The organism is Streptomyces sp. NRRL F-5650 (assembly GCF_000721365.1).
In the GTDB taxonomy this organism is placed as follows: Bacteria; Actinomycetota; Actinomycetes; order Streptomycetales; family Streptomycetaceae; genus Streptomyces; species Streptomyces ardesiacus.
Genome location: NZ_JOGV01000011.1, coordinates 236861 through 248958 on the forward strand (window position 1 = coordinate 236861; position 12098 = coordinate 248958).

Below are 12098 nucleotides of genomic sequence, written 5' to 3' on the forward strand. Positions count from 1 at the left end.
AGGCACTTGTGGAACGCGCCAGCGCCAGACCTCTCACCCGTCGCCGCCTCGTCACACTGCTCACGGCCGCGGCCCTCGCCGCGTCCGGCCTGACCGCGCTCACGTCGGCCGCCCGTGCGGCCGACGCGGACCTCGCCCGCAACGGCGGCTTCGAGTCCGCGCTCGACGGCTGGACCTGTACGGCGGGCACCACCGTGACCTCGCCCGTGCACGGCGGCACGGCGGCCCTGAAGGCCACCCCGGCCGGGGCCGACAACGCCCGCTGCGCGCAGACGGTGTCCGTGAAGCCGGACTCCCAGTACACGCTCTCCGGCTACGTCCAGGGCACCTACGTCTACCTCGGCGCGAGCGGCACCGGCACCACCGACGTCTCCACCTGGGCCCAGTCCGCCCCCGACTGGCAGCGGCTGACGACCACCTTCCGCACCGGCCCGTCGACCACCAAGGTCACCATCTACACCCACGGCTGGTACGGCACGGGTGCCTACCACGCCGACGACATCTCCCTCACCGGCCCGGGCGGCGAGACGGGGCAGCCCCCGGCCGTCCCCGGCGGCCTGAAGACCGGCTCGGTGACCTCCTCCAGCGTCGCCCTGTCCTGGTCACCGGTGCCGGGCGCGACGGGCTACGCCGTCTACCGCGACGGCGCCAGGACCGGCACGGTCACCGGCACCTCGACCACCGTGACCGGCCTGACCCCCTCGACGGCGTACTCCTTCCAGGTCACCGCCCTCAACGACGCGGGCGAGTCGGCGCGTTCCGCCACGGTCACCGCGACCACCGCCCAGCGCCCGGACGACGGCGGCGGCTCCTCCGGCGGCCTCCCGGCCCACGCCCTGGTCGGCTACCTCCACGCCAGCTTCGCCAACGGCTCCGGCTACACCCGCATGGCCGACGTGCCCGACAGCTGGGACGTCATCGACCTGGCCTTCGGCGAGCCCACCTCGGTCACCTCCGGCGACATCCGCTTCGAGCGGTGCCCGGTCACCGAGTGCCCGAACGTGGAGAGCGACGCCGAGTTCAAGGCCGCGATCAAGGCCAAGCAGGCGGCCGGCAAGAAGGTGCTGATCTCCATCGGCGGCCAGAACGGCCAGGTGCAGCTCACCACCGCCGCCGCCCGCGACAAGTTCGTCTCCTCCGTCTCCGCGATCATCGACGAGTACGGCCTGGACGGCCTCGACATCGACTTCGAGGGCCACTCCCTCTCCCTGAACGCCGACGACACCGACTTCAAGAACCCGAAGACCCCCGTCGTCGTCAACCTCATCTCCGCCGTGAAGGCGCTCAAGGCCAAGTACGGCGCGGACTTCGTGCTGACCATGGCGCCCGAGACCTTCTTCGTCCAGCTCGGCTACCAGTACTACGGCACCGGCAAGTGGGGCGGCCAGGACCCGAGGGCGGGCGCCTACCTGCCGGTCATCCACGCCCTGCGCGACGACCTGACCCTGCTGCACGTCCAGGACTACAACTCCGGCCCGATCATGGGCCTCGACAACCAGTACCACTCCATGGGCGGCGCCGACTTCCACATCGCCATGACCGACATGCTGCTCACCGGCTTCCCGGTCGCGGGCGACGCCGGCAACGTCTTCCCGCCGCTGCGCCCGGACCAGGTCGCGATCGGCATGCCGGCCTCCACCCAGGCGGGCAACGGCCACGTCTCCCCGGCCGAGGTGACCAAGACCCTGAACTGCCTGACGAAGAAGACCGACTGCGGCTCGTACGCCACCCACGGCACCTGGCCCGCCCTGCGCGGCCTGATGACGTGGTCGATCAACTGGGACCGGTACGCGAACTGGGAGTTCCAGAAGAACTTCGACGCGTACTTCGGCTGACGCCCGGCGGGGTCCGGCGGACCGCCGACCGGACCCCGGCCAGCAGCACCGTCCCCAGGCACCAACTGGCCACCACGTCCAGCGGCCAGTGGTATCCCCGGCGCACCAGGCCGTAGGAGGTGCCCAGTACCAGCGCGGCGCAGAGCACGACCAGCGTCCGGCGCGCGGCGTGCGGGCGCAGGAGCGGGAGCAGCACCAGCGTCGCGGCGCCGTACGCGACGAGGGCCGTGGCGGTGTGGCCCGAGGGGTAGTAACCGACGGCGGGCGGCACGGCCGGGGTGCCGGGGCGGTCGGTCCACGCCTTGAGCGGGGCGACCAGCACCGGCACCAGGACCATCGCCAGCGCCCCGGCGAGCGGCGGCAGCCACCAGCGGACCACGCCCGCCGCACGCCCGCGCCACGCCGCCCACACCAGCGCCGCGGCGAGGACCGGCACCGCCACCTGCACGTTGCCCAGGTCGGACAGCAGCTCGGAGGCCCGGTCCGGGTGGACGAGCACCCCGCTCAGCCGCTCGTCCGCCCCGGCCAGCGGGCCGTCGGCGACGACCTGCCAGGTGACCAGGGCGAAGAGGAGCACACAGAGCCCGACGAGGGCGGGCAGGACGCGGGGGCGGGGGCGGGCGGAAACCGGCATGCGGCCCAGCTTCGCAGGCCGGCCGTCGCGTAGTCTCACCGCCCGTGACGACCATACGAACGGCACGGGACAGCCAGTGGGGAGAGGTCTTCTCCCGGCTGCGGACCATGACCCGGGAGGGCCGGTACGAGGAGGTCGAGGCCGAGGCGCGGGCCCTGGCCGCCCTCCCGCGACGCCCCTGGCGCAGGCGTCCGCCGCACTGGGAGGCCCGGGTGCTCGCCACCGGAACGGCCGTCATGCACGGCCGGACGGCCGAGGCACTGGACGAACTGGACGCGCTGATCGCGGAGCTGGAGCCGGTCGGCCTCAACTCGCAGATGCTGCGGCTGACCGCCCGCAGCAACCGTGTGGCGGCCCTGTCCGGGCTGCGGCGCCACGCCGAGGCGGAGACCGAGGCGCTCGCGGTCCTCGGCGAGCTGACCCGCATCGCCCACCGCGCCCCGGTGTCGGCGCTGGAGTTGAACACCCTGGGGCACCTGGCCGCCGTGCTGTGCGGGCTGGCCCGCCACGAGGAGGCGGAGGCCGTGGCCCGCGGCAACCTGCCCCGGGCCGGCGGACCCGCCGTCGCCGTCCTGCACACCACGCTGGCGCGCAGCCTGACCGGGCAGGGCCGGCACGAGGAGGCGCTGACCGAGCTGGGCCGGAGCCTGCCGCGGCCGCCCCGCCACGCCGCCGGGTACCTGGACCTGGTCGCCGCCGAGGCCCTGTACGCCCTGGGACGCCGCGCCGAGGCGGAGGACGCCGTACGGCGGTCGCTGGCCGCCTGCGAAAAGATGCTGCACCCGGCGCATCCGCGCACCGCCGAGGCCCGTGCCCTGCTCGCCCGTGTCACCGGGGGCGGGCAGGGCACGGGGTCCGGCGGAGAAGGAGTTCCGGGGGAGTGACACCGAAGGGCCGGCACAAGGGGGGGGAGTGTGCCGGCCCTTCGGTGAACCGCCGTCCCGGGTGCCGAGGCGGCCGTCCTGACCGGAACGCCGCGCGCCCCGGGGGGTTTGGGGCGGGCGACCGTCCGATCGGTGAGGAAGCCGGAACCCGTGGGCTCCGGTTGTGTGCGCGAGGCACGACCAGGTCGAAGCTGGGGAGGCCCCGTCCTGATGATCCGCCCACAGTCCCCTGTGGGCGGGTCCATCTCTCATCTGCGTAGAACCTACGGCAGGGGGTCGGCTCAGGACAGGCTCATCGGCGTCCTGCCATCCACCCCGCACACCTTCTTCACACGCTCTGCCGGTCGCCCCGCCAGGCGTGCGAAGCGCAGCTCAGATGCGCGTTCGATCCCTCGCGCACACGCTCGCCCCGGTCCTGGCGCGCCCTCGTTCAGATGCCGGCGAGGGCCTGCTCGATGATGTCGAGACCCTCGCCGAGCAGGTCGTCGCCGATCACCAGCGGGGGCAGGAAGCGCAGCACGTTGCCGTAGGTGCCACAGGTCAGCACCAGCAGGCCCGCCTGGTGGCAGGCCTTGGCGAGCGCGGCGGTGGCCTCGGGGGCCGGCTTCTTGGTGGCGCGGTCCTCGACCAGCTCGATCGCGATCATCGCGCCGCGGCCCCGGATGTCACCGATCACGTCGAACTTTTCCGCCATGGCGGACAGGCGGGACTTCATGACCGCCTCGATGTTCCGCGCCCGGGCGTTGAGGTCCAGCTCCCTCATCGTCTCGATGGCGCCGAGCGCACCCGCGCAGGCCACCGGGTTGCCGCCGTACGTGCCGCCGAGGCCGCCGGAGTGCGCGGCGTCCATGATCTCGGCGCGGCCGGTGACGGCGGACAGCGGGAGGCCGCCCGCGATGCCCTTGGCCGTCGTGATCAGGTCCGGGACGATGCCCTCGTCCTCGCAGGCGAACCACTGGCCGGTACGGCAGAAGCCGGACTGGATCTCGTCCGCGACGAAGACGATGCCGTGGTCCGAGGCGAACGAGCGGATCGCGGGCAGGAAGCCCTTGGCCGGCTCGATGAAGCCGCCCTCGCCGAGCACCGGCTCGATGACGATCGCGGCCACGTTCTCCGCGCCGACCTGCTTGGTGATCTGGTCGATCGCCTGGGCGGCGGCCTCCGGACCGGCGTTCTCGGCGCCGGTCGGCCAGCGGTAGCCGTAGGCGACCGGCACCCGGTACACCTCCGGCGCGAACGGGCCGAAGCCGTGCTTGTACGGCATGTTCTTCGCGGTCAGCGCCATCGTCAGGTTCGTCCGGCCGTGGTACCCGTGGTCGAAGACCACCACGGCCTGCCGCCCGGTGTACGCCCGCGCGATCTTGACCGCGTTCTCCACGGCCTCGGCGCCGCTGTTGAACAGCGCCGACTTCTTCGCGTGGTCGCCCGGCGTCAGCTCGGCCAGCGCCTCGGCGACGGCGACGTAGCCCTCGTACGGCGTGACCATGAAGCAGGTGTGGGTGAAGTCGGCGAGCTGCGCGGACGCCTTGCGCACGACGGCCTCGGCGGAGGCGCCGACGGAGGTCACCGCGATGCCGGAACCGAAGTCGATCAGGCGGTTGCCGTCGACGTCCTCGATGACGCCGCCGCCGGCCCGGGCCACGAAGACCGGCAGCGTGGATCCCACACCCTGCGCGACCACGGCCGTACGGCGGGCCTGCAGCTCCTGCGACTTCGGGCCGGGGATGGCGGTGACGACGCGGCGCTCCTGCGGAAGTGCGGTCATGAGGGCTCCTGGGGATCTTGCGGACGAACGCTTGCCTTCTGTTCTCGCAGGCTAGGACCGGCGGTGGGGGGTGGGCATGCTCCATGTGGGCGTTGTCCGGACGGCCCCTTGTCCGCCGTGGACAGGTGGCCGGAACCGGCGGCACGGGGACACGTCGGGACGGGCCCGGCCGCGTAAGCGGTGAACTCCCCTTGCGAGGGCGTTAGATTGGCTCGCTGATGGTGGACGGAGCGGCTGGTCAGGGGGCAAGGGCGATGGACGGCGACGGGACGCGGGACGCGCGGGGCACGCATGCGAATCCGGTACCGCGCCCGGCGGGGCCTCCCGAGGTGCCCCCCGCGCCGCCCCCGGTACCGCCCGCCGTGCCGCCCCGGCCGGCCGGCGTGCCGGGCGCGCCCGCCGTGCCCGAGCACACCCCCCGGGCCGGGTCCGCCGTCGCCACCTGGCTCGACACCGAGCGGCCGGCCGCCCGTCCCGGGATCTGGCGGTTCGGATACCGGCCCCCCAAGGAGGCTCCGCAGCGGGTCGCCCCCGTGACCGTCGTCGGCATGCTGGTGCCGCTCGGCCTGGCGATGCTGGTCTGGTCGCTGTGGCAGCGCGGGGTCACCTCCTACCAGTACGCCCTCCTGCGCCTGTTCACGCCGGACGACTGGTGGTGGGGCGGCACGCTCGCCTCGCCCAAGGTGTTCGAGGGGCGGAACGTGCCGGCCCCGGGGGCGGAGGCCCTGGTGATCTACGAGGGCCTCGCCTTCGCCGCGCTCGTGCTGCTGGTGGCCGTGCTCGGTAGCTGGCGCGCCGTCGTCAGCCACTACGTGACCCGCAGGCCCCAGCCCGCCCGCGCCCTGATCGCGGGCCTTCTCGCCCTCCTGGTCCTGAGCTTCGTCTTCCCCGACGCCTTCCCGGTCGTCGGATGGTCCCCGGTGCCGGTCGTCGACCCCCTCCTCTCCTTCACGGTGCTCGTCTCCGACGGCTACGACCTGATGGCGTCCCGCCTGTACACGGACACCCTGTACGCGGTCGTCACCCTGCTCGTGCTGTGGCCCTTCGCCCGCCTCGGCGGCTGGCTGCCGTACGCGCGCGGCCTGCTCGCCGCCCGCCGGGCCGTCCCCGCCGCCGTCGCCCCGGCCGCCCGCCCCCGCTCGCAGTGGCCCGCGCTGCGGGACGCCGGACAGCACGAGGCCGCCGACCTGCTCACCGGCGAGGTCGCCCGCGGCGGCGTGAACGACGTCGACTGCGCCCGGGTCGAGAACGCCTTCTCCGCCGCCCTGCGCGGCGGCACACCGGACACGTTCCGTGACACCGTGCTGCGCCGGGGCGGTGCGGCCTGGGCCCACCCGTCGGGTGCCCGGGACCTGCGCCGCCGGACCGCCCGCCACGACCTGCTGACCGGGCAGGTGCGCATCGGCCGCTGGGCGGCCGTCGAGCAGACCCCCCCGCCCTACCGGGACGCCGGGGCAGCCCTCGACCCGGGGGTGCTCGGCACCTCGCTGCTGGCGGTGGGCCCTCCCGGGTCCGGCAAGACCCGCGGCCTCGTCGAGCCGGTGACCGAGGCGCTCGCGCTGCAGGCGCTCACCGGGACCTGCGCCGTCGTCGCCGTGTCCGCCCCGGGGTCCCCCGTGTGCGACGACGACGCGTTCGACGTGATCGTCCGCATCGGTGACCGCTCCTCGGTGCACGACCTGGACCCGTACGCCGAGTCCGACGATCCCGACGACGCGGCCGCGATCCTCGCCGAAGCCCTGGTGGGCGACCTCGACACGGTCGGAGCCCAGGGCGCCGTCACGGCCCTGGCGCAGTTGCTGGGCCCCTTCCGCGCGGTGCACGGACGCTTCCCCTCCCTGCCGGAGCTGCACGCGCTGCTGGAGGGCGAGGAGTCCGCGCTGTCGCGGCTGGGGGAGGCGCTCGCGGCGAGCGGGAACGACGTCATGCGCCGCGAACTCGACGCCCGCGTCCGGCAGACCGGCGCCCCGGGCGACGCGGGCCGGGCCCTGGCGGACCGGCTGGCCCTGCTGAACCGGCCGGTGTTCGCCGACTTCTTCGGCGGCCGCGGGAAGGCCCGGCCGTTCTCCCTGCGGGCGGTCGCCCACCATCCGCTGCGGGTCCGGATCGACGTCCCCGAGCGCGGGCACGACGAGGCCTCCCGGCTGATCACCCGGCTGATCCTCGCGCAGTTCCACGCGGTCGTCAGGGAGGGCCGCCGGGAGCACTTCGTCGGCCTGGTCCTGGACGACGCGACGGGCGCCGTCACGCCGCAGTCCGTGCGCCGCATCCAGCGACTGCGCTCGCAGAACGCGGGCGTGCTGCTCGCCCTGCGGACCGTGGGCGACGTACCGGAGGCGCTGCACGGTCCGCTGTACGGCGCCGTGGGCTGCCGCATGGCCTTCTGCGGCGTCTCCACCTGGGACGGCAGCCGGTTCGCGCAGTCCTGGGGCACCGAGTGGGTGGAGACGACCGAGGTCGCCAAGCACACGGTCTTCGCCGACCAGCCGATGACGAGGTTCTTCCACGCCGTGCGCAAGCTGGTGACGGGCAAGGCGGTGACGACGGACGCCGTGACCGTCCGCCAGGTCGAGCGGGAACGCTGGTCGGCCTCCGAACTGGCGCATGCCGTGCCGGCCGGGCACGCCGTGCTGTCGCTGACCAGCGTCAAGGGGGAGCACGCACCGCCGCTGCTGGTGAATCTGCGCGGGTGAGCCCTCGGGGCCTTGGGGGAACCCCGGGCTCGGACGCCACCGGCCCCGGGCATTCGGGGGCCCGGGACCGTACAGTGAGGCAGAATCGACACGTGCCGTTCATACGCGGCGGCCAAAAGATCACAGCGACTGCCCACCGACTCCCCACCGACCCCCGCAACCGGCCGCACACCCCCGGCCCCACCTCTGACGCAGACCCGAAGGCCAAGGCACCCATGCCCCCGACGCTCGCCTCGCTCGTCCACCACTCGGCGCTCAAGCTGGCCGTGCGCGCCGGCGAGGACCGCCTCGACGTGCCGGTGCGCTGGGCCCACGTGAGCGAACTCGCCGACCCCGTGCCCTACATGGAGGGCGGCGAACTCCTGCTCATCACCGCCCTCAAGCTGGACGCCGAGGACCCCGAGGCGATGCGCCGGTACGTGAAACGGCTGGTGGAGGCCGGAGTGGTGGGCCTCGGGTTCGCCGTCGGCGTCAACTACGACGACATCCCCCGGGCCCTGGTGGAAGCCGCCCGCGAGGAGGGACTGCCGCTCCTGGAGGTGCCGCGCCGCACCCCCTTCCTCGCGATCAGCAAGGCCGTGTCCGCCGCGATCGCCGCGGACCAGTACCGCGCGGTCACCGCGGGCTTCGCCGCCCAGCGCGAGCTGACCCGGCGGACCCTGACCGACGGCCCGGAGGGCCTGCTGGCCGCCCTCGCCGCGCAGGTCGACGGCTGGGCGGCGCTGTACGACGCCTCGGGCGCCGTCGTCGCCAGCGCGCCGGAGTGGGCGGGCCGCAGGGCCGCGCGGCTCACCGCGGACGTGCAACGGCTGCGCGAGCGCCCGGCGCCGGCCTCCTCGGTGGTCGCCGGGGCCGGGAGCCCCGACCATCCCGAGAACGCCGACCGGGTCGAGCTGCACACCCTGGGCACCTCCCGCCGCCCCCGCTCCGCGCTCGCCGTCGGCACGGCCGCCGCCCCCGGCACCGCCGAGCGGTACGCCGTCCACTCCGCCATCGCGCTGCTGACCCTCACCACGGAACGCTCTCGCTCCCTGCACGAGGCCGCGCTGCGCATCGACGCAGCCGTCCTGCGCATGCTGCTGGCCGGCGAACCCGACCACGCGCGCACGGTCGCCGGGGACCTGTACGGCGGTCTGCTGGACGCGCCGTTCCGGATCGTCGTCGCCGAGTCGGCGGCGGCCAGGGCGCGCACCTCCACGGGAGCACGGGCCGACGACCCGGGCGGTGTGGCCGGTGACGCCCTCGCCGCCCTCACCGAGGCCGTGGAATCCGCGGCGGCCCACGCCGGCGAGGCGGTGCTGGTCGTCCCCGAGGGCGAACGCCTGGTGATGCTGGCCACCGACGGGGGTGCGGCCGTCGCCGCCTGCGCCGAGTACGCCTCGGCCCTGGAAGCCGCCCGCCCGGCCTCCGAGCCCCTCGCGGGAGGCGACGAGGAGAGCCTGGTCGTCGGCCTGTCGGCACCGTCCGGGCCCATCGCCGCGTCCGCCGCCTACACACAGGCCGAACAGGCCCTCTCGGTGGCCCGCCGGCGCGGCCGGGTCTGCGTGGAGCACGAGCACCTGGCGGCCGGGTCCGTCCTGCCGCTCCTCGCGGACGACGCCGTACGCGCCTTCGCCGACGGTCTCCTGCGCGCGCTGCGCGACCACGACGCCACCGGCCGCGGCGACCTGGTGGCCTCCCTGCGCGCCTGGCTCTCCCGCCACGGCCAGTGGGACGCCGCCGCCGCAGACCTCGGCGTCCACCGCCACACCCTGCGCTACCGGATGCGCCGCGTGGAGGAGATCCTCGGCCGCTCCCTTGACGACCCGGACGTCCGCATGGAGCTGTGGCTGGCCCTCAAGGCAACGGCACCCGAATAGCCCGTCCGGGCACGGCCGTCCGGCGCGGCCGCACAGGGCGCGGCTGTCCGGTGTGGTCGTTCCGGGTGCGGCTGTCTGGTGCGGTCGTCTGGCGTGGCTGTCCGGTGGGGCTGTCTGGCGCGGTCGTTCCGGGTGCGGTCGTCTGGCGTGGCTGTCTGGTGTGGTCGTTCCGGGTGCGGCTGTCTGGTGTGGTCGTCTGGCGTGGCTGTCCGGTGCGGCTTTCCGGGGCGGTTGCCCGGCGCGGTCGGCCGGCGGCGTTGCCCGGCGCTTGCGTCCGGCACGGCTGCCCCGGGCGGTCGTCCGGCGTTTGTGGCCACCGCGTCGAACAGGCCACCCCCACCACTACACCCCGGACAAACACCCCCCGCCCCGCCCCGCCCTACCGTGGACGCGCACGCGCAATCACCAGCACACGACCCCCAACGCGGAAGGGCCGGGACTCGACAATGACTTCCACCCACGCCTTCTGGCTCGCCGGCCGCCAGGCCACCGGCGAGACCGGCTTCGACGTCACCTCCCCCTGGGACGGCACCACCGTCGGCACGGTGAGCGTCCCCACCGACGCCCAGGTCGAAGAGGCCGTGGCCGCCGCGTACGCCGTCCGCGAGGACTTCGCCGCGACCCCCGCCCACACCCGCGCCGCCGCCCTCGACCACGTCGGCCGCCGCCTGACGGAGCGCGCCGAGGAGATCGCCCGCCTGATCTCCGCCGAGAACGGCAAGCCCGTCAAGTGGGCGCGCGGCGAGGTCGGCCGCGCCGTCTCGGTGTTCCGCTTCGCCGCGGAGGAGGCCCGCCGCTTCAACGGCGGCGAGGCCCAGCGCCTGGACACGGACGCCGGCGGCCAGGGCCGCCTCGCCCTCACCCGCCGCTTCCCCAAGGGCGTCGTCCTCGGTATCGCGCCCTTCAACTTCCCCCTCAACCTGTGCGCCCACAAGATCGCCCCCGCGATCGCGGCCGGTGCCCCCATCATCCTGAAGCCCGCCCCCGCCACCCCTCTCTCCGGCCTGGTCCTCGGTGAACTCCTCGCCGAGACCGAGCTGCCCGCCGGCTCCTGGAGCGTCCTTCCGGTGCCCAACGACCGCATGCCCGCCCTCGTCCAGGACGAGCGCCTCCCGGTCATCTCCTTCACCGGCTCGGAGACCGTCGGCTACGCGATCATGGACTCGGTGCCCCGCAAGCACTGCACCCTCGAACTGGGCGGCAACGGCGCGGCGGTCGTCCTCGGGGACTGGGCGAGCGACGAGGACCTGACGTGGGCCGCGTCCCGCATCGCGACCTTCTCCAACTACCAGGGCGGCCAGTCCTGCATCTCCGTGCAGCGCGTCATCGCCGACGCCGCCGTCTACGACCGCCTGCTGCCCCGCATCGTCGCCGCCGTCGAGGCCCAGGTCACCGGCGACCCGAACGACGACGCGACGGACGTCGGCCCGCTGGTGAGCGAGGCCGCCGCCGAGCGCGTGGAATCCTGGGTCGAGGAGGCCGTCGCAGCGGGTGCGAAGCTCCTCACCGGCGGCAAGCGCGACGGAGCCGCCTACGCCCCGACCGTCCTCACCGACCTGCCCGCCGACACCACCCTCGCCCGCGAGGAGGTCTTCGGCCCGGTCCTCAGCGTGCAGAAGGTGACCGGCGAGGCCGAGGCGTTCGCCGCCGTCAACGACTCCAAGTACGGCCTCCAGGCGGGCGTGTTCACCCACGACCTCCAGGCCGCCTTCCGTGCCCACCGAGCCCTGGAGGTCGGCGGCGTCGTGATCGGCGACGTCCCCTCCTACCGCGCCGACCAGATGCCGTACGGCGGCGCCAAGCAGTCCGGCGTCGGCCGCGAGGGCGTGCGGTTCGCGATGGACGACTACACCTACGAGCGGGTGCTGGTCCTCACGGGGCTGGCACTCTGACGTCCGGCGTCCGGTCCCGTCCGGCGTCGGGATGACTGCGCGGGCATGCCGTACGAAACGGGCGGCGGCCGGGGGTTCGTATGTCGGCCGCCGGTCGCACCGGGTCCAGTGTGTTTCCTGCGCAGAGCTCGACCACGCGGCCGGGCGGGCGGTGCCGCCGAAGAAGACCAAGGACCACGAGATCGACGACAGGGGCGACGTACGGGGCTGACCGCCGACGGCCCGTCCGGCGGCCTGGAGAGCATGGGCCACCCCACGATCGCGGCCCATTCCGACCAGGTGACCGGCAGGACCACGCACGTTCGACGACAAGTCCGGCCGCTTCATGGCCGAGGAGGTGCGGGGCAAGCCGGAGGCCGAGGGACTGGAGCGCCGGCTGTCCGGCGTGGCCCAGCGGCTCGGCAGGCAGACGCGTCGGCGCATCAACCACCAGATCGTGAAGCACTCCTGACAGGGCCCCGGAGCCGGTGCCGGCGGGCCGCGAGTCGGGAGCCCGGTACCGGTGACCACCGGTGCCGGGCCCCCGTCCCCGTGCC

Annotated in this window: 8 protein-coding genes; 6 read left to right on the forward strand and 2 right to left on the reverse strand. The window is 74.3% G+C overall.

Annotated features, from left to right (window positions below; all coding sequences use genetic code 11):
* Positions 1-8 precede the first annotated feature (8 nt).
* A complete protein-coding gene (locus IG88_RS0113825; RefSeq protein WP_031039673.1) occupies positions 9-1835 on the forward strand; it encodes a chitinase in 1827 nt (608 codons plus the stop codon).
* On the opposite strand, the gene IG88_RS0113830 is transcribed toward IG88_RS0113825, so the two are convergent.
* Positions 1774-2469, reverse strand: a complete 696-nt coding sequence (locus IG88_RS0113830; protein WP_051851893.1) for a phosphatase PAP2 family protein — start codon at positions 2467-2469, stop codon at positions 1774-1776. The genes IG88_RS0113825 and IG88_RS0113830 overlap by 62 nt on opposite strands.
* A 44-nt stretch (positions 2470-2513) precedes the next feature.
* Between IG88_RS0113830 and IG88_RS0113835 the strand changes: the two genes are divergently transcribed.
* Complete coding sequence (locus IG88_RS0113835; RefSeq protein ID WP_234332140.1) at positions 2514-3353, forward strand: tetratricopeptide repeat protein; 840 nt, start codon at positions 2514-2516, stop codon at positions 3351-3353.
* A 430-nt stretch (positions 3354-3783) separates the two neighbouring features.
* Here IG88_RS0113835 and gabT read toward each other — a convergent pair whose 3' ends face one another.
* On the reverse strand, positions 3784-5118 hold the full coding sequence (gabT, locus tag IG88_RS0113840; protein ID WP_031039680.1) for a 4-aminobutyrate--2-oxoglutarate transaminase: 1335 nt from the start codon (positions 5116-5118) through the stop codon (positions 3784-3786).
* Positions 5119-5372: 254 nt separating this feature from the next.
* Between gabT and IG88_RS0113845 the strand changes: the two genes are divergently transcribed.
* From IG88_RS0113845 to IG88_RS44935, 4 genes are all read left to right on the forward strand, one after another.
* Positions 5373-7811, forward strand: a complete 2439-nt coding sequence (locus tag IG88_RS0113845; RefSeq protein ID WP_031039681.1) for an ATP/GTP-binding protein — start codon at positions 5373-5375, stop codon at positions 7809-7811.
* A 215-nt stretch (positions 7812-8026) separates the two neighbouring features.
* A complete protein-coding gene (locus IG88_RS0113850; protein ID WP_031039682.1) occupies positions 8027-9670 on the forward strand; it encodes a PucR family transcriptional regulator in 1644 nt (547 codons plus the stop codon).
* A gap of 446 nt (positions 9671-10116) precedes the next feature.
* Positions 10117-11562, forward strand: coding sequence for an aldehyde dehydrogenase family protein (locus IG88_RS0113855; RefSeq protein ID WP_031039683.1), 1446 nt, complete (start codon positions 10117-10119; stop codon positions 11560-11562).
* A 325-nt stretch (positions 11563-11887) separates the two neighbouring features.
* Positions 11888-12013, forward strand: coding sequence for a hypothetical protein (locus tag IG88_RS44935; protein ID WP_267884655.1), 126 nt, complete (start codon positions 11888-11890; stop codon positions 12011-12013).
* Positions 12014-12098 lie beyond the last annotated feature (85 nt).